Origin of the sequence: Microbulbifer sediminum (genome assembly GCF_021729035.1) — a bacterium.
Taxonomy (GTDB): domain Bacteria; phylum Pseudomonadota; class Gammaproteobacteria; order Pseudomonadales; family Cellvibrionaceae; genus Microbulbifer; species Microbulbifer sediminum.
In genome coordinates, this window is sequence record NZ_JAJSAP010000007.1 from 170017 (window position 1) to 195633 (window position 25617).

Consider the following 25617-nt stretch of genomic DNA (forward strand, 5'->3'; position numbering starts at 1 on the left):
CTGGATGGGGTGGGGTTATTTTGCCGGGGCCAGCAGGGAGATATCGGCAACCTCCAGGAACAGTGCGCGCAACTGTGCCAGCAGCGCCAGGCGGTTGTTGCGCAGCTGCTCGTCGTCCGCCATCACCATAACGTTATCGAAGAAGCTGTCGACGGTTTCCCGCAGGCCAGACAGGCCGGCCAGGCCGTCAGTAAACATGGCCGCCGCGTACAGCGGTTGTACCTGTTGCTGCGCATCCGTGATTGCGGCATGAAGCGCCTTTTCGGCGTCTTCCTGCAGCAGTTCTTCATCCACGGACGAAGGCACCGGGCCATCCAGCTTCGCGAGGATGTTCGATACACGCTTGTTTGCCGCTGCCAGTGCCGACGCTTCCGGCAGCTGGCTGAAGGTATGTACGGCATGTACCCGGTTATCGATGTCCAGCGGGCGTGACAGTTTGCGCGCGGCCACTGCCATAAACACCTCGGCGGGAATACCCTGGTCCTCGTAGCGGGCACGGAAGCGCTCGAGCATGTAGGCGAGGGCCTGCTCGACGACGGTGTTATATTCTCCCAGTGCGGTGCGAGGATAGTTGTCGCGGGCCAGTTCCAGTAGCGTGCGCAGGTCCAGGTCCAGTTTCTTTTCCACCAGCAGGCGAATTACCCCGAGGCTGGCGCGGCGCAGGGCGAAGGGATCGCGGGAGCCGCTGGGCGGCTGGCCGATTCCGAAAATCCCCACCAGGGTATCCAGCCGGTCCGCCAGTGCCAGCACGGTGCCGGTCTCGCTCTTGGGCAGCTCGTCACCGGCGAACTTGGGCATGTACTGTTCGTACATGGACTTGGCCACGTCCAGTGGCTCACCGTCGTTCTCGGCGTAGTAGTAGCCGGCCACACCCTGCAGGTCGGCGAATTCGAATACCATCTCGGTCACCAGGTCCGACTTGCACAGCTTGGCGGCGCGCTCGGCCTGGCTCTCGTCGGCGCCGATGGCGGCGGCAATCTTCGGTGCCAGAACGGCCAGGCGCTCGGTCTTGTCATAGATGGTGCCCAGCTTCTGCTGGAAGATTACCTGCTTGAGCTTCTCGCGCCGGGCCTCGAGGCTGGTCTTCTTGTCAGTGTCGAAGAAGAAAGCGGCATCGGACAGGCGCGGGCGGATCACCCGCTCGTTGCCCTCGATGACCTGCTTCGGGTCCCGGCTCTCGATATTGGCCACGGTGACGAAGAACGGCAGCAACTGGCCGTCGCCGTCCACTACGTGGAAATATTTCTGGTGTTCCTTCATGGAGGAAATCAGGGCTTCCGCAGGGACGTCCAGGAAGCGCTGCTCGAAGCGGCCGGTGAGCGCCACCGGCCATTCAACCAGCGCGGTGACTTCATCCAGCAGGTCGTCGTCGATGACCGCCTCGCCGTTGACGTTGTGGGCCTCGGCGGTAACCTGGTCGCGGATCATCTCGCGGCGCTCGGCGAAATCCACCACCACGTAGCCGGGATCGCGCAACTGTTGCACGTAATCCTTGGCGGAATGCACTTCCAGCTCGCGGTTACAGTGGAAGCGATGGCCGCGACTGGTATTGCCCGCCTGCAGGCCCAGCACCTCACCGTTGACCACTTCGTTGCCGAACAGCATCAGCAGCCAGTGCACCGGGCGCACGAACTCCTCGCGCCGGGCACCCCAGCGCATGCGCTTGGGGATCGGCAGCTGGGCCAGGGATTTCTCCACAATGCCGGGCAGCAGGCTGACGGTGTCAGCCCCTTTTTGCTCACTGACAAACGCCAGGCGTTCGCCCTTGTCGGTTTCCTTCCGTGACAGCTGGTCCACGGTGACACCGTTGCTGCGGGCAAAGCCCTCGGCTGCCTTACTGGGGTTACCTTCCTTGTCGAACGCGGCCTTTACGGCCGGACCCAGCTTCTCAATCTGCTTGTCCTGCTGGCGCTCCGCCAGGCCGGACACGGCGACTGCCAGGCGCCGGGGTGCGGCGTAGGCTTTTACCTCGCCGAACTCCAGCTCTGCGCCCCGGAGGCCCTGCTCGATTCCGTCGGCGAATGCCTGCATCAATGTGTGCAGTGCGGTTGGCGGCAGTTCCTCGGTGCCCAGCTCTACCAGAAAATCCTGCGCCATTACTGCTTCTCCTCTTGTTCGGACTGCTGTTCCGGTTGTTCCGCCAGAATCTCTTTGCGAATCTCTTCCGCCGCCAGGGGGAAGCCCAGTGCGCGCCGCGCATCGTAATAGGCCTGGGCCACGGCCCGGGCCAGGGTGCGCACCCGCAGGATGTAACGCTGGCGCTCGGTGACGGAAATCGCGTGACGGGCGTCCAGCAGGTTGAAGGCGTGGGAGGCTTTCATTACCTGCTCATAGGCGGGCAGCGGCAGGCCCAGCTCGATCAGGCGCTGGCTTTCCCGCTCACTGTGATCGAAGGTATTGAACAGGAACTCCACATCCGCGTGTTCGAAGTTGTAATGGGACATCTCCACCTCGTTCTGGTGGAAGACGTCACCATAGGTTACCGGGCTGCCATCCGGGTTGCGGGTCCAGACCAGGTCATAGATGGATTCGACGTTCTGCAGGTACATGGCGATCCGCTCGAGGCCGTAAGTGATCTCGCCGGTCACCGGGTAACACTCGAGACCGCCCACCTGCTGGAAATAAGTGAACTGGGTCACCTCCATGCCGTTTAGCCACACCTCCCAGCCCAGGCCCCAGGCGCCCAGCGTGGGGGATTCCCAGTTATCCTCAACAAAGCGGATATCGTGAATGGCCGGGTCCACGCCCATGGCGCGCAGGCTGTCCAGGTAGAGATCCTGGATATTGTCCGGCGACGGCTTCATCACCACCTGGTACTGGTAGTAATGCTGCAGGCGGTTGGGGTTGTCGCCGTAGCGGCCGTCGGTGGGGCGGCGGCAGGGCTGCACATAGGCGGCGTTCCAGGTTTCCGGGCCGATCGCACGCAGGAAAGTAGCCGGGTGGAAGGTGCCGGCACCCACTTCCATATCCAGAGGCTGTAGAATGACGCACCCCTGGCGCGCCCAGTAGTCCTGCAGGGCAAAGATCAGCCCCTGGAAAGTGCTTAGGTCGTATTGCTTGGACACCGCTATCTCCGGATATCTGTTGTGTGCGGCCCGTACGGCGGCCCGGAATCGATCCCGGCCGCGAGCGCGGGCAAAGGGTCGCAATTATAGCGGCAGCAGGGGACGCACTAAAGCCGTGGGGCACGGTGCGTGGCCCAGGCGCCGCAATCAATCACCATATTGGAGGGACAGGGCCGCGGGCCCGCGGTTCCGTATTTGTGTAACTGGCAGAGGAAGTTGTTGTCTTGGATATCAAGGGCCGGTTGGCGCTATTCACCCTGAAGCTGGTGGGCCGGCTGCCGTTGCGCTGGTCGCGCCGGCTGGGCCGTGTCGTGGGTTGGCTCGCGGTGCTGGTACGCGGCGAAACCCTGCGCCTGACCCGCATCAACCTGGCGCGCTGCTACCCGGCTATGGAGACGGGGGAGCGCGAGCGGCTGGCGCGCCAGAGCGTGGTGCACACTGCCATGACCGGCTTCGAGGTGGCTACCATCTGGCAGCAACCATGGAGTCGCAGCGAGGACCAGATTGTGCGGGTGCGCAACCAGCAACTGCTCACCGACGAGGTGGATGACGAGCGGGGTGTCCTGGTGCTGATACCCCACATCGGCAACTGGGAGATCTTCGGCATGTACCTGGCAACCCTGGGCCCGTCCACCGCCATGTACGCACCGCCCAAGCTCGCCGCCCTTGACCCGGTGATCCGCGGGGCCCGCGAGGCCACCGGCGCAAACCTGGTACCTACCGACATGCGCGGGGTGCGGGCCCTGCTCAAGGCCCTGAAAGGCGGCGAAATCGTGATGGTGCTGCCGGACCAGGAGCCCGACAGCGGTGGCGATTTCGCCCCCTTCTTCGGCCGCCCGGCACTCACCATGACCCTGGCCCACAACCTGCTGCAGCGCACCGGCTGCCGCTGCGTATTCGGTTTTGGCAAGCGGGTCGACGACGGCTTCGAGCTGGTGTTGCTGCCGGCAGAGCAGGCCATCTACAGCGACGAGCAGAAGGTGTCGCTGGCGGCCATGAACCGGGGGGTGGAGGCCTGTATCGGTGAGGCGCCGGAGCAGTACCAGTGGGAATACAAGCGGTTTCGCCGCCAGCCTGAGGGAAAGAGCGGTATCTATCGCAGGCCGTGAGGCGCAGGGCCCCGCACCGATTGCCTCACCAATGATGCCGGGGTCTCCCCGGGCTCCGGCGCCCGGCGATCATACCTGAACGCACTTCACGCAAACTGCTCCCAGTGCACACGCTCCAGCAGTTGGCACCTCCTCAACCGCCGTGCAGCAGCCCCACCACCGTCCCCGTCATGCAGGTCGCCAGCAGCCCGGCAAACAGGGCACGGGTGGCAAGGTAGGCCACCTCGGCGGTGCGGCCGGGCACGATCGTGGAAATAGTCCCCACCACCAGGCCCAGGCTGGCAAAGTTGGCAAAGCCGCAGATGGCATAGACCAGGATCAGGTAACTGTGGGGCGAGAGGGCATCGGGGCCCAGTTCGGCGATCCGCTGGTAGGCGACAAACTCATTGAATATCAGCTTGATACTCATCAGCTCCGCCGCCTGCCCCAGGTCCGCGCCGTCCACGCCCATCAGCCACACGATGGGGTGGAAGAGGAAAGAGGCCAGGTACTCGATGGTGATGCGCTCGCCGAACAGGGCCCCCAGCAGGGCGTTGACCAGGTAAATCAGTGCAAACAGCACCACGATCATGCCGATGATATTGAGCAGCAGCTTGACGCCGTCCTCGGTGCCACGCACCAGTGCGTCGAGGGTGCTCTGGGCCTCGCTGCGCACCGGTGGGATCTGGTGTGGCTCGCGGTCCGCGGGCGGCACCCACAGCTGTGCGAACAGTACTGCCGCCGGCATGCTGATCAGGGAGGCCACCAGGATATGCCCCGCCGGGTTGGCAATGATCCCCTCCAGCTGGCTGGCGTATAAGACCATGACCGTGCCCGCCACCGTGGACATGGCGGCGGTAATCAGCAGGAACAGGGTCGAGCGGGACATGGACTCGAAGTAGGGCCGTACCAGCAGCGGCGCCTCGACAATGCCGAAGAACACGCTGGATGCCACGCTGAAGGTCTGCAGGCCGTCCAGGCGCAGGGCCTTTTGCAGCAGGAAGCCGAGGCCGCCGATGATTTTCTGTAGAATGCCCCAGTAGAACAGGATCGCGGAGAGGGCGCTCATCACCAGGACGATGGGCAGGACCTGGAAGGCGATGATAAACGGGGAGCCGGGCCCGTCAGCCTCGAACGGGAGATCCGCACCGCCCAGGTAACCGAACATATAACTGCTGCCCGCCAGCGCAGCCTGCTCGAGCACCTTTACCGCGCTGTTCAGCCCCAGCAGCAGGTCCTGTACCCAGGTGACCCGCAGCATCAGCCAGGCAATGGCAAACTGCAGCCCCAGGCAGGCCAGGACCATGCGCGGCGAGATTGCCCGGCGGTTTTCGCTCAGCAGGACGGGGATGGCGGTAAAGACCAGAATTCCCAACAGGGCTTGCCACATAAACTGGAGATCCTAAGCGCCTTGGGCGCGGTTATTATCGACAATGGACAGAAGCCAGCCTTCCGTATTTCGCTACATTCCCAACTGCCTGTCGGTGCTGCGCATCCTGCTGATCCCGGTGGTGATCTGGCTGGTGCTCGACAACAAGGCGGTGCCGGCGCTGATCGCCTTTGCCATTGGGGCCCTCACCGATTTCCTCGACGGCCAGCTGGCGCGACGGTGCGGCTGGCATTCCCATGTCGGGGCATTGATGGACCCGGTGGCAGACAAGCTGTTTGTGCTCTGCCTGATGCCGCTGATGTGGAACTTCGGCCCGGTGGTGGCGGTGTTTGCGGTGCTGGTGATCGTCCGCTATGCCATCCAGCTGACGGTGTTCCCGGTGCTGATGGGCTGGCTCAAGCGACCCTTCAAGGTGGCACCGCGCTTCCTGCCCAAACTGGCCACCGCGGTGGCCTTCCTGGTGCTGGGACTGGGGCTGTTGCAGAACGTGCTGCTGGAAATATCCCCCGATTATTATTTCTCCGGCAGCCCGCTGGCCAAAACCATCGGCGCCATCAGCCTGCTCGGCAGCCTCCTGGAAATCTATGTGCTGGTAACCTTCGTGCCCCGTTACTGGCAGATCATTCGCGGTAAGCACGACACGTTTGAGTAGTGCCACTGCGCACTTTGTTACCGCTTGCGGCCACGCCGCCAGCGGCCGCCGCAAGAGTATTCAGTGACGCCAGAATGCCGGGGTCAGTAGCACCAGCAGGGTGAAGATCTCCAGGCGGCCCATCAGCATTGCCAGGATCAGGAACCACTTGGCCACTTCATTGACCGTACCGTAGTGCGCTGCGGCGTCGCCCAGCGCCGGACCGATATTACTCAGGCACGAGGCCACGGTGGAAAACGACGTGACAAAGTTTTCCCCGGTCGCCATAACGATAATGGTCAGCACGAAAAATGACAGGATGTAGACCGCGAAGAACCCCCACACCGCGTCAGTGACCCGCTCCGGCACGATCTTGCCGTTCACCTTGATCGGTACCACCGCATTGGCATGTACCAGCCGGTTTAATTCGCGCATGCCCGATTTCATGATCAGCATGCCGCGCACCGCCTTGATCCCGCCACAGGTGGAACCGGCACAGGCGCCCAGGATGCCCAGCATCAGCAGTACATAGGGCAGGAACGCCGGCCATGCGGAGAAATTCTCCGAGGCAAAGCCCGCGGTGGTGCCGATGGAAACCACCTGGAAAAAACCGTGCAGGAAACTGCTGCCGGGGGAGAAGATTCCCAGCCACCACAGGTAGGCACTGATCAGCAACGCGGAGCACAGTGTCAGCGTGACCCAGAAACGGAATTCCGAATCGCGCCAGTAGTGTGACAGGGTGCGGTTGCGGAAGGCGAAGAAGTGCAGCCCGAAGTTGATCGCTGCCGTAAACATGAAAAAGATGCAGATCGCCATGATTGCATGGTTGTTGGCATAGAAGCCCATGCTGGCGTCGTGGGTGGAGAAGCCGCCGTTGGCGACGGTGGAAAATGCGTGCCCGACGGCATCAAATATGGACATGCCGGCCCACCAGTAGCCCAGGCCACAGAGCAGGGTCAGAATAATGTAGATAACGAACAGGGCGCGCGCCGTCTCGGCGATCCGCGGGGTCAGTTTGGTGTCCTTGATTGGCCCCGGGGTTTCGGCCTTGTACAGCTGCATGCCACCGATACCCAGCATGGGCAGGATCGCCAGCGCGATCACAATGACGCCGATACCGCCGAACCACTGCAGTTGCTGGCGGTAGTACAGGATTGCCGGCGGCAGGCTGTCCAGGCCGGTGATCACCGTGGCCCCGGTGGTGGTCAGCCCGGACAGGGATTCGAAAATCGAGTCGGTGATGCCGAGGTTGGGTTGCGGGCTGATGATCAGTGGCAGGGAGCCGAAACTACCCAGTACCAGCCAGAACAGTGAGGTCACCACGAAGCCGTCCCGGGTGCGCATTTCCTGGCGCAGGTCGTGCACCGGTAGCCACATGAACAGGCCGGTGAGCAGGGTAATGGCGAAGGCGATGCTGAAGGCAGTGTGGGTGCCGTCGTCGTACCACAGGGACACGCCGATGGGCGGCAGCAGCGTGAGGCTGAATACCGTCAGCAGGATCCCGAAAACTCGCGCAATTACAGCAATTCGCATCGGCGCATTTCAGCCTGTGGTTTGTCCTTTGTACGCTTCATGCAGCAGCGACCGCCCCTGCGAAACGTGAATAAAAATGGTTCAGAAAAAACTGAACCCAACCTGGAACAGCCGCTCCACGTGGCGGGTGTGGCGGCGGTCCACCAGGAACACGATCACGTGATCATCGCTCTGCACCACCACGTCGTCGTGGGCGATCAACACTTCGCTGCCGTGGTTGGTCTCGCGGACGATGGCACCGATGGCCGCTCCCTCCGGCAGGTCGATATCCTCGATCTTGCGGCCCACCACCTTGGAGGTGCGCTTGTCACCGTGGGCGATCACCTCGATAGCTTCGGCGGCACCGCGACGCAGGGAGTGCACATTGACCATGTCACCGCGGCGAACATGGGTGAGCAGGCTGCCGATGGTGTTCTGCTGGGGCGAGATGGCGATATCGATCTCCCCGCCCTGCACCAGTTCCACGTAGGCACGGTTGTTGATCAGCGTCATCACCTTGCGTGCCCCGAGCCGCTTGGCCAGCAGCGACGACATGATATTGGCCTCGTCGTCATTGGTCAGCGCCAGGAACACGTCCGTGTCCTCGATGCTTTCCTCCAGCAGCAGGTCCTGGTCGGAGGCACTGCCGTGCAGGATGATGCTATTGGAGAGCTCCTCCGACAGGAAGATGCAGCGCTCGTGACTCTGCTCGATGATCTTCACCGTGTAACGGTTTTCCAGCTTGTGGGCCAGACGCAGGCCGATATTGCCGCCGCCGGCAATGGTCACCCGCTTGTAACCGTGCTCCAGGCGGCGCAGCTCACTCATTACCGCACGGATGTCGGCGCGGGCGGCGATAAAGAATACCTCGTCGCCTGCCTCGATCACCGTATCACCCTGGGGGATGATGGGGCTGTTACGGCGGTAGATGGCCGCCACCCGGGTATCCACCTTGGGCATGTGCTGGCGCAGGTAGCGCAGCTGGTGGCCCACCAGCGGGCCACCCTGGATCGCGCGCACCGCAACCAGCTGGACCCGCCCGTTGGCGAAATCCAGTACCTGCAGGGCGCCCGGGTGTTCCATCAGGCGGGCGATATACTCGGATACCAGCTGCTCGGGGCTGATCAACACGTCGATGGGAATCGACTGGGGATCGAAAAGTTGTGGGTATTGAAGGTAGGCGGCGGCCCGCACCCTGGCGATCTTGGTGGGTACGCGAAACAACGAGTGGGCAATCTGGCACGCGGCCATATTGGTCTCGTCGTTGTTGGTCACCGCCACCAGGATGTCGGCGTCCTCGATTCCCGCTTCCTGCAGGATGTCGGGGTGCGAGGCATGGCCGGCGACGATGCCGATATCGATGCGGTCACGAAGCTCGCGCAGGGTTTTCTCGTCGCTGTCCACCAGCACAATGTCGTTGCGTTCGGATGCCAGGCTTTCCGCCAGTGAACCACCCACCTGGCCGGCGCCGAGAATGACAATTTTCATAGGATTATGTTTGGCTCACGGCCGCAGCCGCCCTAGCTGTTATTGTCCGGTCCCGCGCCGGTCCTTCTGCCGGCTTTACTGCGGGGCCTTGCGCAGCAGCGCGTAGAAAAAGCCGTCGCCGCCTGCGGCGTCGGGAAATAGCTGCATCCCCGCTGCCTGCGGTTCACCCCAGGCAACCCCGTTCAGCAATTGTGGCGTATTGTCGCTCGCATCCCCGGTCTCCGCAATGAAGCGGGCGACGACATCGCTGTTTTCAGTCGGCAGGACGGAGCAGGTGGCGTAAAGCAGGCTGCCGCCGGGGCGCAACAACTGCCACTGGGCGTGCAGTATGCGGCCCTGCAGCTCTGCCAGCGCGGGAATATCCTCCTCCCGGCGCAACAGCTTGATGTCCGGGTTGCGCCGTATGACGCCGGTGGCAGAGCAGGGGGCATCCAGCAGGATACGGTCGTAGGGCTCGCCATCCCACCAGTCGCGGGTTTCCGCCGCGTCGGCACACAGCAGTTCGGCGGTGGCACCCATGCGCTCGAGGTTCTCTGCCACGCGGTCGAGCCGTTCTTCGTCGATATCCAGGCAGGCCAGGTGGGTGTCGGGCTGCAGTTCCAGCAGGTGGCAGCTCTTTCCGCCGGGGGCGGCGCAGGCATCCAGCACTCGCTCGCCGGCCGCCGGTTGCAGCAGCAGGGCCGCCAACTGGGCCGATTCATCCTGGACACTGACATCGCCGTCGGCGAAGCCCGGCAGGTCGGCAACCGCCTGTGCCTCCTCGAGTGTCACCCCAACCGGCGAAACCAGCGTGGCACTGGCGGCGATGCCAGCCTCGGCCAGCCGCGCCAGGTAGGCGTCGCGGGAGGTTCGTGCGGCGTTTACCCGCAGCGTCATCGGCGGCGGGGTGTTGTTGGCGCGGAAAATGTCCGCCGCCCGGGGGCCCCAGGCGGCCTTGATGTGCTGCTGCAGCCACGCGGGGTGCATGGAGCTGAATTGCGGGTTGCCGGACAGCTTGCGTTGCAGTTGCTCGCGATTGCGCTGGGCATTGCGCAGCACACCGTTGATCAATCCCGTCGACCGCTCCAGCTTCAATGCCCGGGCGGCCTCCACGGTGGCGGAAATAGCGGCGTGATCGGGGATGCGGGTGTACTCGAGCTGGTACAGGCCCAGCAGTAGCAGCGCCTGTACCCGGTTGTCCCCCGGCGGGCGCCGCACCAGCTTGTCCGCCAGCAGTTGCAGGCGCGGTGCCGTGCGGGCACAGCCATAACACAGCTCTCGCAGCAGGCTGCGATCGCGCTCGGCCACGGATTGCTCTGCGCGCGGTAACAGGCGCGCCAGCGACCCCTGGCCCTGGAGCAGCGTGGCGACGACTTCGGCCGCCGCAGCGCGGGTGTCAGTGGTCATTGGCAGTTACTCCGTCGAGTCGCTGGCCCGGTACGAACAGGTCCGGGTAACCCCGCAGTATCTCCGCCGCTTCCAGTGCTTTCTTGCCCGGTAGCTGCAGTAACTGCAATCGCAGTGCCTCGCGCCCGCAGGCGACCAGGATGCCCTCTGCATCTGCAGCGATGACGGTACCGGGGATGTCGCTGTGGCAGCCGCGCTCCAGCTGCGCGCGATACACCCGCAGTCGCTGTTCGCCCCGGTTGTCGGAATAGGTGGTCCAGCACACAGGGAATGGGTTGAAGGCGCGAATCTGGCGCTCGATCTCGACTGCAGGGCGCAGCCAGTCGATGCGCGCCTCCTCCTTGCTGATCTTGCCCGCATAGTTGGCCCGGCCGTCGTCCTGTGGTCGCGGTTCTGCCGTGCCCGCGGCCAGCTGCGCCAGGGCCTCCAGCAGCGCCGGGCCACCGAGGCCGGCGAGTTTGTCATGCAGGCTGCCGCCAGTGTCGGCGGGGGTGATAGTGCAGCGGCTCTCTACCAGCACGGGGCCGGTGTCCAGGCCCTCTTCCATCTGCATGATGGCGACGCCGCTTTCTGCATCCCCGGCCTCGATGGCGCGCTGGATCGGTGCGGCCCCGCGCCAGCGGGGCAGCAGTGATGCGTGCACGTTGACGCAGCCCAGGCGCGGGGTATCCAGTACCGCCCGGGGCAGGATCAGGCCGTAGGCCACCACGACCATGATGTCGGCGCCAAGCGCCGCCAGTTCAGCCTGTGCGGCTTCATCGCGGAGGCTTGGCGGCTGGTAGACAGGGATATCGTGCCGCAGTGCCAGTTGCTTGACCGGGCTGGCGAGCAGTTTCTTGCCACGCCCGGCGGGGCGGTCCGGCTGGCTATAGACAGCGACCACATTGTGTTCGCTGTCGAGCAGCGCCTGCAGGTGCACGGCGGCAAAGTCCGGCGTGCCGGCGAAAATAATGTTCAGGCTCATATAACGTCGTTGTTCTGGTATGGCGGGGATGTTGGTAGTGACCGGATGTTTCACAGTGTAGCGAGCGGGTTGCCGGTGCACGGGCACCGGCCAGGGACTGTGGGGCCGTGTCAGGCGCGCTTGCGCTGGGCCTTTTCCAGCTTGGAGCGGATACGATTGCGCTTCAGCGGCGAGATGTAATCGACGAACAGCTTGCCGTCCAGGTGGTCCAGCTCGTGCTGGATACACACGGCCAGCAGGCCCTCGGCCTCCATGGCAAACGCTTCGCCATTGCGGTCCAGCGCCTTCACGCGCACAAGGCGCGGCCGCTCCACGGTTTCGTAGAAGCCGGGCACTGACAGGCAGCCCTCGTCGTACTGGTGGATCTCCGGATCCAGCACTTCTACTTCCGGGTTGATAAAGACCAGCGGCTCGCTCTGGTCCTCGGAGACATCGATTACAACGATACGCTGGTGCACATTGACCTGGGTCGCCGCCAGGCCCACCCCGGGTGCCTCGTACATGGTCTCGAACATGTCGTCCAAGAGCGTTCGCAGCTCATCGGTGACCTTTTCGACGGGCTTGGCCACCTGACGGAGGCGGGGATCGGGGAATTCTAGGATCTCGAGCTTGGCCATATCACCTGTGACAAACTTCTAGTAAACATGGAACTTGCGCTGATAACATAATGATCGCGCTCGATATTTGCCGCAAGGAGCCGCTGCAGGCCGTGCCTGCCGGATGCTGTTAACAAGGCTCCCGCCACCGAGGCTGTGGCCCGGCGCTGAGAATTATAGCGATAAAGAGCATAGGAATGCTTCCATGAAAAAAATTATTCTGGCCGCCGGCGTCCTGCTGGCCGCGGCGTTCGGCATCCAGGCGGCCGACGTGCGCCTCAATCCGGACCACCCGGACGAGTATGTGGTCCAGAAGGGCGACACCCTCTGGGACATTTCCGGTACCTTTCTCGCCCAGCCCTGGTACTGGCCCGAAATATGGCAGGTTAACCCCCAGGTCGAAAACCCCCACCTGATTTATCCCGGTGACCGCCTGCGCCTGGTCTACGTCGAGGGCCAGCCGCGGCTGCAGCTCGAGCGCGCACCGCGCCCCTATCGCCTGTCGCCGGGGGCCGACCGCCTGGCGCCGCAGGTGCGCCGCGAGGCAGTGACTGAAGCCATTCCCGCAATCCCGCTGGACGCCATCAATGCCTTCCTGTCCCGCACCCGAATCGTCGAGCCCAACGCCTTCGAGGGCACCCCCTACGTGATTTCCGGACAGGACCAGCGGATTTTGATGGGCGCCGGCGAGCGTATCTACGCCCGCGGTGACTTTCGCGCGCCCCTCGCCTCTTATGGCATCTATCGCCCGGGCGAGGTTTACGCCGACCCCTACACCGGTGAGATCCTGGGTATGCAGGCACTGGATGTCGGCGATGTTGACCTCTACCAGCTGGATCCTGACGAGCGCCAGGACTTCGCCGTGGCGACCATGGAGGTGACCCGCACTTCCCGCGAAATCCGCCTGGAGGATCGCCTGCTGCCGGTGGAGGAGCGCTCCATTGCCGCGCTGTTCCAGCCGGGCGCGCCGGCCACTCCGGTGGAGGGCGTGATCCTGGGGGTTGAAGAGGGCGTGACCCAGATCGGCAAGTACGATGTGGTTGCCATCAACCAGGGCGAGCGCGAGGGCCTGCAGCCGGGCCACGTACTGGCGATTTACAAGCGCGGTGCCGTGGTGCACGACCGTATTGAGCGCGAAAACGTGAAACTGCCCGACGAGCGTGCCGGCCTGCTGATGGTGTTCCGCACCTTCGATAAGATGAGCCTGGGCCTGGTGCTCGAGGCCGACCGGGCACTGGAAGTCCTGGACCTGGTCCGCAACCCGTAACCCGGCGCGGGGCACTCGTCGCCCCGCACCACTGCCCCTGCAGACAGCCCGCCGGAAGCCGGCCGCAGCAGGCAGGAACCCCACCGACACCCCGGAAGACGCATGGACGCGCTGACCCACACGATGGCCCTGCTGCGCCTGGAAGGCCTGGGCCCCGCCCGCTACTGGCAGCTGCTGGAACACTATGGCGACCCGGCGGCGGCCCTCCGTTCCCTGCCGGAATCCCTGCTCGACAAGCTGCCCCCGCGGGCCCGCCAGCAGTGGCGCGAATACCGCGAACGCGGTGAAGACAGTGCCCTCGTGCGCTGGGTGCGGGAAGAGCTGGAGCGCTGCAGCGACAGCGGCATCCACACCATCCACCACCGCGACGATGACTACCCGGCCCTGTTACGTGAGATCTCCCGGCCACCGCCGGTCCTCTATCTGCGCGGTAACCCCGCCGTGCTGCACCTGCCGCAGATTGCCGTGGTGGGAGCGAGGCGTGCCTCCCGGGTGGGCCTGGACAACGCCCGCGCCTTCGCCCGCGACCTGGCTGCCGGCGGCTTCGCCATCAGCTCCGGACTGGCGCTGGGCGTCGATGGAGCCGCGCACCGCGGCGCACTCGACAGTGACGGCGCCACGATTGCGGTGCTGGGCAGCGGTATCGACCGTATCTATCCGCGCCGCCACGATGCACTGGCCGCGAAGATTGCCGAGCGCGGCGGTGCCCTGCTCAGTGAACAGACGCTCGGCAGCGCGGCGGAAGCCGCCAATTTCCCCCGGCGCAACCGCATCATCAGCGGCCTGGCCCGCGGCGTATTGCTGGTGGAGGCGGCGGTGCGTTCCGGTTCCCTGATCACCGCGCGCCTGGCACTGGAGCAGAACCGGGAGGTATTTGCCATTCCCGGTTCCATCCACAACCCGCTGGCACGTGGCTGCCACGAGATGATCAAGCAGGGCGCCGCCCTGGTGGAAACCGCAGCTGAAATCGTCGCCCAGCTGGGAGGTGTCTACCTGCCGCCAGCGACGGAGCGACCCTCCGGGGTTGAATTGCCCGAGGCGGAGAGACGCCTGGTGCTGGCGCTGGGTGGGGATCTGCGAAGCCTGGAACAGCTGGCGATTGATACCGGTCAGGGCACCAGCGAACTGATGGCAACCCTGGTGCGGATGGAACTGGCCGGCCTGGTCGAGCAGGTACCCGGTGGTTACCAGCTGACGGGGCAGGGCGAGGCGCACATGACTGCCCACCTGCAGGGAGCGGACTGAGGCGGCGCCGGGCGGGTATGCAGGGGTGCCAGCCGCCGCCATTGGCGCCCGCAATCGCTGAAGTTGCGCTTTATTGTTGGTAGTGGCCCCTCAAGGTGGTGATGGGAACACCGGCTTGCCCCAGCTGACATCCGCGGGCAGGGCGGTCGCGGGGGCAGAACTTGTTTTGCGCAGGGCAATCCGCTAGATTGCCGCGTCTTTACCGCATCGACCGTGTTAGAGAGAGCTGAAATGAGCAAGCCTTTTGTCGCCATCCTGATGGGTTCTGATTCAGACCTTCCGGTAATGGAAGCCGCCTTCGGCGTGCTGGAGAAGTTCGATATTCCCTTCGAGGTGAAGGTAACTTCCGCCCACCGCACCCCGGAAAACACCCACAAGTATGTGACCGACGCCGACCAGCGCGGTTGCGCGGCCTTTATCTGTGCCGCCGGCATGGCTGCCCACCTGGCCGGTGCCGTGTCCGCAACCACCCTGAAGCCGGTAATTGGTGTGCCGATCAATGCTTCCCTCGACGGCCTGGACGCTCTGCTGTCCACCGTACAGATGCCCGGCGGTATCCCGGTGGCCACCGTGGCGATTGGCAAGGCCGGCGCCAAGAACGCTGCTTACCTGGCCGCGCAGATCATCGGCTCTGCCGACAAGGAAATGCACCAGAAGCTGGTGGATGAGCGTCGCGCCAACGCCGATGCCATCATCGCCAAGGACGAGCAGCTGCAGAAAGACCTCGAGCAGCGCAAGACCAAGTAAGCGGCCGCCAGATGGCCGTGTCTCCGCTCGATGTCCGCTTCGCCGCCCGCGCACTCGCCGCGGGCGGCGTTATCGCGCATCCCACCGAATCGGTGTGGGGACTTGCCTGTGACCCGAACAACCGGGATGCGGTCGAGCGACTGCTGCGCCTGAAAGACCGCCCGCTGGCCAAGGGCCTGATCCTGGTTTCCGGCGATGAGGGCGACTTTTCCCCGCTGCTGGATAACCTGACCGGCAACCAGCTGCAGCAGCTACACCGCACGTGGCCGGGCCCGGTCACCTGGCTGGTTCCGCATTTCGGGCGCGTGCCTCCCTGGATCAGCGGGGCCCATCACTCCGTGGCACTGCGCTGTACCGACCACCCGTTTACCGCGGCTTTATGCCGTGCCTTCGGCGGTGCTATCGTGTCCACCTCGGCCAATCCGGCAGGTGCCCAGCCGGCCCGGCACCGGTACCAGGTGTTGCGCTATTTCGGCGGGGCGCTGGACTTTGTCGGCGGCGGTACCACCGGCGGGCGCAGCAGCCCCAGTGAAATCCGCGACCTGGTCAGCGGTGACATCGTGCGGCCGGCCACCTGAACCAAATTCCACACAGCGAATTTCCGAACATGAGCAATACCCCTTCCACCGCACCGGATATCGCGGCGGTGAAAAACTACCTGCTCGAATTGCAGGAGCGCATCTGTACTGCACTGGCGGCCGAGGACGGCAGCGACTTCCGCGAGGACAGCTGGGAGCGACCCGGTGGCGGCGGTGGCCGTACCCGTGTACTCGAGGAGGGTGCCGTGATCGAGAAGGGTGGTGTCAATTTTTCCCATGTGTTCGGCGATGGCCTGCCGCCCTCGGCCACGGCCAACCGGCCGGAACTGGCCGGCCGCTCGTTCGAGGCGATGGGCGTCTCGCTGGTGATCCATCCCCGCAACCCCCATGTACCCACCAGCCATGCGAATGTGCGCCTGTTTGTCGCCGAGAAGCCCGGGGCCGAGCCGGTATGGTGGTTTGGTGGCGGTTACGACCTGACCCCCTATTACGGGGTCGAACAGGATGTAGTGCACTGGCATCAGACGGCAAAGAACGCCTGTCAGCCTTTCGGCGAGGACATCTATCCGCGCTTCAAGAAGTGGTGTGATGACTACTTCTACCTCAAGCACCGGGATGAGGCGCGCGGGGTGGGCGGCCTGTTTTTCGACGATTTCAATGAGGGCGGCTTCGACAACAGCTTTGCGCTGATGCGGGCGGTGGGCGACAGTTATCTGGACGCCTACCTGCCCATCCTGCAACGGCGCAAGGACACCAGCTACGGCGAGCAGGAGCGGGATTTCCAGCTCTACCGGCGCGGTCGCTATGTGGAATTCAACCTGGTGTTTGACCGGGGCACCCTGTTCGGGTTGCAGAGTGGCGGCCGTACCGAGTCAATCCTGATGTCCCTGCCGCCGTTGGTGCGCTGGCAGTATGACTGGCAGCCGGAGCCCGGTTCCGCGGAGGCGCGGCTGTACACGGACTTCCTGCCGGCGCGGGACTGGGTCTGATCGATGTGTGGCATGGCAATAGCGGAGTAACCGGCATTGGATAAGGCGCGCGAACAGGAGATCAACAGACTGTTTCTGGAGTACCGCCGGACCTTCGAAAGCGGTGATGCCGAGCAGGTCGCGGATTTTTACCGTTTTCCATTGCACTATTACAGCGAGAGCGGCGGCAAGGCGGCGGTGGACCGGCCCCAGTTTGAGCGGCTGGTGGCGCGCCTGCTGGCGATCTACCGGCGGCTGGGTGTCGAGCAGATTGTCGGCACCATTGCCGGGATCAACGAACTGAACGAGAACAGTGCACAGGTTTCGCTGAACTGGATCCTGCTGCGGGCGGGCAATGGCGAGCGCCAGCCGGTGTACAGCGCCACCACCCGTTACCTGGTGGGCGAGTGCGACGGCTTCCTCCGGATCGATGGCCTGATCGCCGTGGATGAAACCCGCAAGATTCGCGCGGCGCTGCGCCAGCCCTGAGCGCCGGCGCCCGGTGCTGGACCGGGCAAAATCAATGGAAATGGTCGTGACAGATAGATACGCCGTTGTCGGCAATCCCATCGGGCATTCCCGCTCGCCGGAAATCCATACCGCCTTCGCTGCCCAGACCGGCCAGGATATCGATTACCGCCGGGAGCTGGCTGAACCCGGTGGTTTTGTGGACTTTGCCCGGCACTTCTTTGCCGCTGGCGGCTGCGGCCTGAATGTCACCGTGCCCTTCAAGCTGGCTGCCTGCGACTTTGCCGACCGGCTGACGGAGCGGGCGCGGGCCGCCGGGGCGGTCAATACGCTCAAGCGCGAGAGCGATGGCTCGATTCTCGGCGACAATACCGACGGCGCCGGCCTCGTGGCGGACCTGCTGCGGCTGGGCTGGCCGCCCCGCGGGCAACGAATCCTGTTGCTGGGTGCCGGCGGCGCGGGGCGGGGAGCGATACTGCCACTGCTGCAGGAAGCGCCGGCCGCGCTGCATATTGCCAACCGCACCCCGGGGAAGGCCCTGCAGCTGGCGGAGTCCTTTGCCGGTATGGGACCTGTAAGTGGCGGAGGCCTGGAGGATATCCCCGGCCAGTATGACCTGGTGATCAACGCCAGCTCCGCCAGTCTCAGTGACGAGGCGCCCGCTATCCCCGCCAGTATCCTGGCTCCGGGTTGCCGGGCCTACGACATGGTTTACGGCCCGGAGCCGACGGCCTTTATGCGCTGGGCGGCGGAGCGGGGCGCCGAGACCGCCGACGGCCTGGGGATGCTGGTGGGCCAGGCGGCGGAGTCATTCTGGCTGTGGCGGGGCGTGTATCCCGAAGTGGAACCGGTGTTGGCGCGCCTGCGCGGCGGGCTTTGAACACGGCGCTTCAGGATTGGAAGAACAATAAACAGCGTCAGTGTGAGGTAAACGTGCGCGAATTCCTGAGAAACCTGTCTTTCTGTTTTGCTGCCGGTGCTTTCGGCGGCCTGTGCTATGCCCTGGGCCTGTGGGCCATGGGTTACCACGGTTTCACCCGCTGGGTCGGCGTCGACATCGCCCCCTACCTGTCCAATGCCTACCTCTACCAGCGCATTGTCTGGGGTGGCATCTGCGGCCTGATTTTCCTGCTGCCCTGGCAGCGGTCCTGGATGGCACGGGGATTCTTCCTGTCGCTGATTCCCGCCGGCATCCTGCTGTTCCTGCTGTTGCCCATGCGCGGCTATGGCTTCGGTGCCATGCACCTGGGGGCGCTGACACCGCTGGTGATCATTATCGCCTGTGCCCTGGGCGGCATCGGTGCCTCGGGCCTGATGCGGGCCCAGGGCAAGTAAGCGACAGGGAAGAAACAAGCAAAAAAGGCGGCCACTGGCCGCCTTTTTTGTTGTGCGCCGCGGGTGCTGTTATCCCGGCTTGCGCGCCAGTGGCTGGCACATGCAGTGCACGCCACCGCCGCCGGCAGTGATCATGGAGATGTCCGGGTCGATCACTTCCAGGCCGCGGGCACGGCACTTTTCCTTCAGCTCGGTGTTGTCGGCCGGCAGCATCACCCGGTCGTTGCCCAGTGCGACCACATTCACGCCCAGTTCCATCACCTGCGGATAGGAGATATCGATGATCTCGAAGTTACGCGACTTGAACCACTGCACCAGTTCCGGCTCCACCGCGTCCACACATACCGCCACCAGCTTCTCCGCCAGCGCGGCTACAAGGACGTCGATATGCAGGAAGTAGGGGTCAAACTCGTAGCCCTTCACTTCCCAGCCTTCCTTCTCGATCCAGCTTTTCATCTGGTTGAAGCCCTGTGGGGAGGTGCGCTCGCCGCTGTAGCCGCACAGGATGACCCCGGGTTCCAGCACCATAAAGTCGCCACCCTCGAGGCTGCCGGCGGTGATGATGTCGTAGATGGGGATGTCCAGCTGCTGGTAGGTCTTGACCACGTCGACCCATTCACCGCGACGCCAGGGACTGTACATCTGCGTCACGATCGGGCCCCAGGGGGTCATCACGGAGGAGTCGCGGGCATACAGCTGGTACGGCAGGTTTTCATCTGCAGGCAGCAGGTGAGTGCTCACACCGGCGTGCCGGTAGGCATCGAGCATTTCCTGGTACTGGTGCCTGGCCACAGAGGCGTCAAACTTGCGACCCAGGCGCAGGGAGCGGCGCGACGCGGCGTTGCCGGTCTGCCAGGTGTAGTGGTCGATGGGCCCGACGAGCAGGTCGGTGAGTAGTCCGTACTCGGAGTCGATACCCCAGCGGCCCAGGGGCGTGGTATTGCCGTTGTCGTTGCGGTGTTTGTAGGTGAATTCGGTCATTGTTGTCTCGGACTCTTAAAAACTTTGGGCTGGGCCCGGGTGGTCTTGATGCCCCTCCCGGCGGCCTTATTCCAGGCACCCCTCGCGAGCGGTGCCCTCCATTGGGGTCTTCACTGCACGTGAAGAGACCTTGTTCTTACCGCTGATCAGCCGTTCGCCATTTTCAGCATGGCGTGCAGCAGTACATTGGCGCCGGCTTCCAGGTCTGCCGGTTCGGCGTTCTCCGCCTCATTGTGGGACAGGCCTTTCTCGCAGGGCACGAAGATCATGCCGGTGGGGGCCACCCGGGAGATATACACCGAGTCGTGGCCGGCACCGGATACCATCTCCTTGTTGCTGTAGCCGAGTTCCGTCACCGAGGCGCGCACGGCCTCCACACAGCGGGCATCGAAGGCCACGGCCGGGGAGCGCCATTCATCACGAATGTCCGCTTCAACGCCGGTATCGGCAGCGATCTCGGCGGCAATTTCGCGAAAGCGGCGATCGATGGTGTCGAGTACCTCCTGCTCCGGGTGGCGCAGGTCCACCGCCAGAACCAGCCGCTCCGGCACGGTGTTGCGGCTGCCGGGTTCGGCGCGGATATCGCCAAAAGTGGCGCGGGCCCAGGGTCCATACTCTTCCGCCAGGCGGTACAGGCGGTCGAGGATGCGGTGCAGTGCCATAAACGGGTCGCGGCGCCCCTCCATCGGGCTGGGGCCGGCGTGGCAGGGCTGGCCCGTGAGGGTCAGGTCATACCAGTACATGCCCTGCACCCCGGACAGTACGCCCACCTGCTTTTCCTCGGCCTCGAGGATCGGGCCCTGTTCGATATGGACTTCGAACGCGGCGGTGAGTGGACGCGCACGGGCCGGGGTTTCGCCGCGGTAGCCGATACGCTCCAGCTCGGCGCCGAAGGTCTTTCCTTCCTTGTCGGTGCGGGCGTAGGCATAGTCCTGCTCGAAATTGCCGCTCCAGACCCCGGAACCGATCATCGCCGGGGAAAAGCGCGCACCTTCCTCGTTGGTCCATACCGCCACTTCCAGCGGGGCTTCGGTCTCAACGCCGGCATCGTTCAGTGCGCGCACCACCTCGAGGCCGGCAAGCACGCCGTAGACACCATCGAACTTGCCCCCGGTGGGCTGGGTGTCCAGGTGGGAACCGGTAAGCACCGGCGGCAGGTCCGGGTTGCGCCCGGGACGGCGGGCGAAAATATTGCCCATGGTGTCGATATCAATCGAGCAGCCGGCGTCCTGGCACCATTGCACGAACAGGTCGCGGCCCTGGCGGTCCAGGTCGGTGAGGGCCTGCCGGTTGCAGCCGCCCTTTTTGGTGGCGCCGATGGCGGCCATGGCCATCAGCGAATCCCACAGCCGCTGCCCGTCCACGCGGATCTTGCTGGTCTCTGTCATGGGGATATCCCGTTGGTGGATTTATTGTCTGGGCTCCGGGGCAGGGAGCCGGTCCGCGCCCCGGCGGTTTTATGCCAGTGTATGGTTTGCATTCGTTAGTACAATTAACTTTAAATTGCCAGCCTGGTGCCCTAAAAGCACCGGAGTAAGTGAGCCGCCCCTCAGACTTTCACCGGAAAACTCCATGGCCACCGCACTCAGAAACCTCTCCCTCACCTCCCTGCGCAGCTTCCACGCGGTGGGCCGCCACTGCCATATGCGTCGCGCGGCCGAGGAACTGCACGTTTCCCACCCGGCCCTCAGCCGGCAGATCCGGGACCTCGAGGAGCGCCTCGGTACGCCGTTGTTCCTGCGCACGGGCAACCGGCTGGAGCTGACCGCTGCGGGCCGGCGACTGCACCGGGTGGTCAGTGAGGCTTTCGGCCGGCTGGAGAAGGGCCTGTTGTACCTGGATCCACAGAGCCTCTCCGGCGAGGTGGTAATCGCCACCACCGCCACCATCGCCGTGCGCTGGCTGTTGCGAATCCTCCGCGACGTACAGGCGCGCTATCCGGAGATCCGCCTGCGGCTGACGACGATCGAGCCGCGCCAGCGGCGTCTGCCGGGCGAGGCGGATATCGCCATCTGCCTGGGGGAGCCGGAAGCGGCGGGGCGGGAGATATGCCCCCTGTACCAGGAACACTACCTGCCGGTGGCCAGCCCGCAGTTACTGCAGGCCCGGGCAGCGAAACTGGCGCGGCCGCGGGATCTCCTTGCACTGCCACTGCTGCACGATCGACAGCAGCAGTGGCCCGACTGGTTTACCGCCCAGGGTGTGGACTATGTGCCCACCGCCGGCGGCATGGCGGTGGATTATGCCTACCAGGCGATTGAGGCGGCACGACTGGGGATGGGGGCAGCACTGGCAGACCGGCTCGAGGTCAGTGAGGACCTGAAAAGCGGACGCCTGGCCACGGTGATCGAGCGCCCCTTCACCATCGGCCAGTCACTCTATCTGGTGAGCGACCATAGCAGCGTATTGAATGCCCGCACGCGCCTGGTATTGGGCCTGATTTTCCGTTGGCTGGAGAGTCGCGGTGCAGCGCTGTCCACCGACGCCCGGGCCCTGCAGCACGAACTGATGGCAGTGGGAGCGGGGGCTCCCGGCGCCAGTTGACCGGACCCTGCGGCATCGCCCGTTCCGCCCGGATTGATCACCTGAATGGGTGATGGTGACCCGCACGGCAAGCCCACAGACTGAATAACAATTCGAAAAGGGTTGGGATTTGCGCAAATTGTCCGCTTGTCAGGTGACTGTGCTGCTGAGACTCTGATTGACTTTGGCGCCCCGCCCGCCCCCCGGGCTACCCGCGGTTGCGGCCCGGGCCGCGGTAAACAGCCGGGCAGGAGGGCAACCATAAAAAAACCGTGTCGGTGGCCGGTGGGTGGAACCCCATCCACCGACTGGCTGGACGTCATCGGTCCCGCCACCGGCGTCGCTGCGCGTGTGTATGCGTGGGATTCAGGGCTGCGCGTGCTCGGTCAGGTACTGGTTTTTCAACTTGACGTAATTGCCCGCCGAATAGCGGAAGAACTCCCGCTCGCTGTCGGTCAGGGGCCGGGCCTGCTTACAGGGAGCGCCGACGTAGAGGTAGCCGCTCTCGAGCTTTTTCCCCGGGGGCACGAGCGCGCCCGCAGCCAGTACCACCTCGTCTTCGATCACGGCGCCATCGAGGACGATCGCCCCGATACCAATCAGCACGCGGTTACCCACGGTACAACCATGCAGGCAGGCCTTGTGGCCAATGGTGACATCCTCGCCGATGTCCAGCGGCCAGCCGGCCTCATTGAAGGGACCGGCATGGGTGATATGCAGTACCGCGCCGTCCTGCACGCTGGTGCGTGCGCCGATGCGGATCCGGTGCATATCACCACGGACCACGGCCATGGGCCAGACGGAGCAGTCATCCCCGAGTGTGACGTCGCCAATCACCGCCGATTGCGGGTCGATGAAAACGCCGTTGCCGAGCTGTGGTGACTTTTCCGTCTCGCCGTCACCATGGGCGCGCAATGGGGACATACCTCTCCTCCTGTACAATGGGTCCGCTATCATAGCAGGCTGGGGCAACCGCGGACCTGCCGGCGCTGCAGCCGTGGTCCTGCCCAACCAATTGTTGCACCGATGTAAGAAAACAGGGTTCTTCATGTCCAATCCGCTGTCAGAAAACGCCTTCCTGCCGCCCTTTGACCGTCTTCAGCCGGAGCACGCGGAGCCCGCGGTCCGGGAGCTCATCGATGACTGCCGGAAAACCCTGCGCGCTGGCCTGCGCCAGCCGGGCTGGGACACGACCCTGGCCCCGCTGGAGGAGGCCGAGGACCGCCTGAGCCGGGCCTTTTCCCCGGTCAGCCACCTCAACAGCGTGTTGAGCGGCGACTGGCGTGCCCCCTACGAGGCGGCCCTGGCAGAAGTGACCGCTTACTCCACCGAGCAGGGCCAGAACCGGGAGCTGTACGAGGTCTATCGGGATATCGCCGACAGCACCGAATTTGAGCAGTGGCCCCCGGCCCGTCGGCAGATGATCCGGCTGGGCCTGCGGGACTTCCGCCTGGGTGGCGTTGCCCTGGATGGCGAGGAGCGCGAGCGCTTCGCTGCCGACAAGCGGCGGCTGGCAGAACTGTCCAGCCGCTTCGCCAACAACGTACTCGATGCCACCAACGCCTGGACCTATCACACCGGCGATGTCGAAGAGCTGGCCGGCCTGCCCGCCACCGCGATCGCTGCGGCGGAAGAGGCAGCCCGCAACCGCGACCAGGAGGGCTGGACCATTACCCTCGATGGCCCCTGTTACCTGGCCGTAATGACCCATGCCGACAATCGCGACCTGCGTGAGCGCGTCTATCGCGCCTTCGTGAGCCGCGCCTCCGACGTCGGCCCTCAGGGTGGCACATTCGACAATTCCGCGGTGATGGAAGAAATCCTGGCGCTGCGTGCGGAACAGGCGCAATTACTCGGCTTCAACAATTATGCTGAGCTGTCCATAGCCCGTAAGATGGCACCGGATGTGGAAACCGTCACCCGTTTCCTCGAGGATCTGGCCGCCCGCGCCCGGCCTGCCGCTGAGCGGGAATTTTCCGAATTGCAGGAATACGCGCGCAAAAACCTGGACCTCGAGCACCTGCATCCCTGGGATGTCCCCTGGGCGGCGGAAAAACTGAAGCAGAGCAGGTACGCCGTCAGCCAGGAGGCCCTGCGGCCCTACTTCCCGTTCCCCCGGGTGCTGGAGGGGCTGTTCGCGGTAGTGGAAAAACTGTTTGCTGTTTCCGTGGAAGAGGACACATCCGTGCCGGTATGGCACCGCGACGTCCAGTTCTTCTGGCTGTTGCGGGACGGCGAGCGTATTGCCGGCTTTTACCTGGACCCATTTGCGCGCGAGCGCAAACGCGGTGGTGCCTGGATGGATACGGTCACCACTCGCCGGCAGGGCGCGAAGGGGCTGCAGCTACCGGTGGCCTACCTGGTATGCAACTTCAGCCCCGCCACCGGCGACACGCCCTCCCTGTTGACCCATAACGAGGTCACTACCCTGTTCCACGAATTCGGGCATGGTCTGCACCATATGTTGACCCAGGTGGATGTGGCGGCGGTCTCCGGTATCAATGGCGTCGCGTGGGATGCGGTCGAGTTGCCCAGCCAGTTCCTGGAAAACTGGTGCTGGGAGCCCGAGGCGATTCCCATGATTTCCGGCCACTACAAAACCGGCGCAGCCCTGCCGCAGGCGCTGCAGGATAAAATGCTGGCAGCAAGAAACTTTCAGTCTGCCATGTTTACTGTACGTCAGCTGGAATTTGCATTGTTTGATTTCCTGCTTCACAGCCGCCCTGACGGTTCTACTGCACAGGAAATACAGAGGTTGCTGGATGAAGTGCGTGCACGGGTGGCGGTGGTGCCCGTGATCACCGACAATCGTTTCCAACACAGCTTCAGCCATATTTTTGCTGGCGGCTACGCTGCGGGCTACTACAGCTACAAGTGGGCTGAGGTGCTGTCGGCGGATGCGTTTTCCCTGTTTGAGGAGAACGGCATCTTCGACCGCGATACCGGGCAACACTTCCTGCGTAGTATCCTGGAGCAAGGCGGTAGCCGTGATGCACTTGACCTGTTCACGGAATTCCGTGGACGCGAGCCCAGGATAGATGCGCTGCTGCGCCACTCCGGCATCGATTCCACCGCTGAAACCGCGTGATATCGCCGCCAGTCAAAATTCAACCGAAGCAAAGGCAGTATCGGGAAAAGTAATATGAGTACAGAAGACGGCGGGAAGCAGCCCGGCAAAAAACGTTTTATTGCCGGTGCGGTCTGCCCGCGCTGTAGCGCTATGGACAGGATCGTCAACTTTCGCGAGGGGGATCGCAATTACCGCGAATGTGTAGAGTGCGGATTCAAAGACGAAATTCGCCTGCAGTCCACACCGCGTATCCCGGACACACGGGTGCATCGGGCTCCCGATGCAGAGCGCGAGGCGCCGGTAAAAATCATCCAGCCACCAAAGAAAAAATAATCATCACTGATAATAATACTT

At 64.0% G+C, this 25617-nt stretch carries 24 protein-coding genes; 13 read left to right on the plus strand and 11 right to left on the minus strand.

What is annotated here, in order from left to right:
• Positions 1-15 precede the first annotated feature (15 nt).
• Positions 16-2097, minus strand: a complete 2082-nt coding sequence (glyS, locus tag LVD11_RS13375; protein WP_237059835.1) for a glycine--tRNA ligase subunit beta — start codon at positions 2095-2097, stop codon at positions 16-18.
• Positions 2097-3065, minus strand: coding sequence for a glycine--tRNA ligase subunit alpha (glyQ, locus tag LVD11_RS13380; RefSeq protein ID WP_237059837.1), 969 nt, complete (start codon positions 3063-3065; stop codon positions 2097-2099). Before glyQ ends, glyS begins: the two co-directional genes overlap by 1 nt.
• Positions 3066-3289: 224 nt before the next feature.
• On the opposite strand from glyQ, the gene LVD11_RS13385 reads away from it, so the two are divergent.
• Positions 3290-4174 (plus strand): lysophospholipid acyltransferase family protein, encoded by an 885-nt coding sequence (locus tag LVD11_RS13385; protein ID WP_237059839.1) that lies wholly within the window; start codon positions 3290-3292, stop codon positions 4172-4174.
• 133 nt (positions 4175-4307) lie between these two features.
• Here the strand turns inward: LVD11_RS13385 and LVD11_RS13390 are convergent, their stop codons facing one another.
• Entirely contained in the window at positions 4308-5543 is a 1236-nt protein-coding gene (locus tag LVD11_RS13390) for a NupC/NupG family nucleoside CNT transporter (protein ID WP_237059841.1), read from the minus strand.
• Positions 5544-5586: 43 nt separating this feature from the next.
• Between LVD11_RS13390 and LVD11_RS13395 the strand changes: the two genes are divergently transcribed.
• Entirely contained in the window at positions 5587-6195 is a 609-nt protein-coding gene (locus tag LVD11_RS13395) for a CDP-alcohol phosphatidyltransferase family protein (protein ID WP_237059843.1), read from the plus strand.
• 60 nt (positions 6196-6255) lie between these two features.
• Here the strand turns inward: LVD11_RS13395 and LVD11_RS13400 are convergent, their stop codons facing one another.
• From LVD11_RS13400 to def, 5 genes are all read right to left on the minus strand, one after another.
• Positions 6256-7707 carry a TrkH family potassium uptake protein gene (locus tag LVD11_RS13400; RefSeq protein WP_237059845.1) on the minus strand — a complete coding sequence of 484 codons (1452 nt, stop codon included), beginning with the start codon at positions 7705-7707 and terminating at the stop codon, positions 6256-6258.
• A gap of 81 nt (positions 7708-7788) precedes the next feature.
• A complete protein-coding gene (gene trkA / locus LVD11_RS13405) occupies positions 7789-9174 on the minus strand; it encodes a Trk system potassium transporter TrkA (RefSeq protein WP_237059847.1) in 1386 nt (461 codons plus the stop codon).
• Between the two features lie 75 nt (positions 9175-9249).
• Complete coding sequence (rsmB, locus tag LVD11_RS13410) at positions 9250-10560, minus strand: 16S rRNA (cytosine(967)-C(5))-methyltransferase RsmB (protein ID WP_237059849.1); 1311 nt, start codon at positions 10558-10560, stop codon at positions 9250-9252.
• Positions 10550-11524, minus strand: coding sequence for a methionyl-tRNA formyltransferase (fmt, locus tag LVD11_RS13415; protein WP_237059851.1), 975 nt, complete (start codon positions 11522-11524; stop codon positions 10550-10552). The genes rsmB and fmt overlap by 11 nt, the downstream gene beginning before the upstream one ends.
• 110 nt (positions 11525-11634) lie before the next feature.
• Entirely contained in the window at positions 11635-12141 is a 507-nt protein-coding gene (gene def / locus LVD11_RS13420) for a peptide deformylase (protein WP_237059853.1), read from the minus strand.
• Positions 12142-12325: 184 nt separating this feature from the next.
• Here def and LVD11_RS13425 point away from each other — a divergent pair, with 184 nt between their 5' ends.
• The 8 genes from LVD11_RS13425 (at position 12326) to LVD11_RS13460 (ending at position 18689) form a co-directional block, all read left to right on the plus strand.
• Complete coding sequence (locus LVD11_RS13425; RefSeq protein ID WP_237059855.1) at positions 12326-13387, plus strand: LysM peptidoglycan-binding domain-containing protein; 1062 nt, start codon at positions 12326-12328, stop codon at positions 13385-13387.
• Positions 13388-13489: 102 nt separating this feature from the next.
• Entirely contained in the window at positions 13490-14632 is a 1143-nt protein-coding gene (gene dprA / locus LVD11_RS13430) for a DNA-processing protein DprA (protein ID WP_237059857.1), read from the plus strand.
• 231 nt (positions 14633-14863) lie between these two features.
• Positions 14864-15379, plus strand: a complete 516-nt coding sequence (purE, locus tag LVD11_RS13435; protein WP_237059859.1) for a 5-(carboxyamino)imidazole ribonucleotide mutase — start codon at positions 14864-14866, stop codon at positions 15377-15379.
• A gap of 11 nt (positions 15380-15390) precedes the next feature.
• A complete protein-coding gene (tsaC, locus tag LVD11_RS13440) occupies positions 15391-15957 on the plus strand; it encodes an L-threonylcarbamoyladenylate synthase type 1 TsaC (protein WP_237059861.1) in 567 nt (188 codons plus the stop codon).
• Between the two features lie 29 nt (positions 15958-15986).
• Positions 15987-16907 (plus strand): oxygen-dependent coproporphyrinogen oxidase, encoded by a 921-nt coding sequence (gene hemF, locus LVD11_RS13445; protein ID WP_237059862.1) that lies wholly within the window; start codon positions 15987-15989, stop codon positions 16905-16907.
• A gap of 36 nt (positions 16908-16943) precedes the next feature.
• Entirely contained in the window at positions 16944-17375 is a 432-nt protein-coding gene (locus tag LVD11_RS13450) for a DUF6841 family protein (protein WP_237059863.1), read from the plus strand.
• Positions 17376-17415: 40 nt separating this feature from the next.
• A complete protein-coding gene (gene aroE / locus LVD11_RS13455; protein ID WP_237059965.1) occupies positions 17416-18234 on the plus strand; it encodes a shikimate dehydrogenase in 819 nt (272 codons plus the stop codon).
• A gap of 53 nt (positions 18235-18287) precedes the next feature.
• Positions 18288-18689, plus strand: coding sequence for a hypothetical protein (locus tag LVD11_RS13460; protein WP_237059864.1), 402 nt, complete (start codon positions 18288-18290; stop codon positions 18687-18689).
• A 69-nt stretch (positions 18690-18758) separates the two neighbouring features.
• On the opposite strand, the gene LVD11_RS13465 is transcribed toward LVD11_RS13460, so the two are convergent.
• Together LVD11_RS13465 and LVD11_RS13470 are read right to left on the minus strand one after the other, a co-directional pair.
• Positions 18759-19670, minus strand: coding sequence for a dimethylarginine dimethylaminohydrolase family protein (locus LVD11_RS13465; protein ID WP_237059865.1), 912 nt, complete (start codon positions 19668-19670; stop codon positions 18759-18761).
• A 146-nt stretch (positions 19671-19816) separates the two neighbouring features.
• A complete protein-coding gene (locus tag LVD11_RS13470; RefSeq protein ID WP_237059866.1) occupies positions 19817-21058 on the minus strand; it encodes a Zn-dependent hydrolase in 1242 nt (413 codons plus the stop codon).
• 184 nt (positions 21059-21242) lie between these two features.
• On the opposite strand from LVD11_RS13470, the gene LVD11_RS13475 reads away from it, so the two are divergent.
• Positions 21243-22214: a LysR substrate-binding domain-containing protein gene (locus tag LVD11_RS13475; RefSeq protein ID WP_237059867.1), complete on the plus strand. Its 972-nt coding sequence runs from the start codon at positions 21243-21245 to the stop codon at positions 22212-22214.
• Positions 22215-22559: 345 nt separating this feature from the next.
• Here LVD11_RS13475 and LVD11_RS13480 read toward each other — a convergent pair whose 3' ends face one another.
• Positions 22560-23117 carry a gamma carbonic anhydrase family protein gene (locus LVD11_RS13480; protein ID WP_237059868.1) on the minus strand — a complete coding sequence of 186 codons (558 nt, stop codon included), beginning with the start codon at positions 23115-23117 and terminating at the stop codon, positions 22560-22562.
• 124 nt (positions 23118-23241) lie between these two features.
• On the opposite strand from LVD11_RS13480, the gene LVD11_RS13485 reads away from it, so the two are divergent.
• Both LVD11_RS13485 and LVD11_RS13490 read left to right on the plus strand, forming a co-directional pair.
• Positions 23242-25281 carry a M3 family metallopeptidase gene (locus LVD11_RS13485; protein WP_237059869.1) on the plus strand — a complete coding sequence of 680 codons (2040 nt, stop codon included), beginning with the start codon at positions 23242-23244 and terminating at the stop codon, positions 25279-25281.
• 54 nt (positions 25282-25335) lie between these two features.
• Positions 25336-25596, plus strand: coding sequence for a YheV family putative zinc ribbon protein (locus LVD11_RS13490; protein ID WP_237059871.1), 261 nt, complete (start codon positions 25336-25338; stop codon positions 25594-25596).
• Positions 25597-25617: the final 21 nt, after the last annotated feature.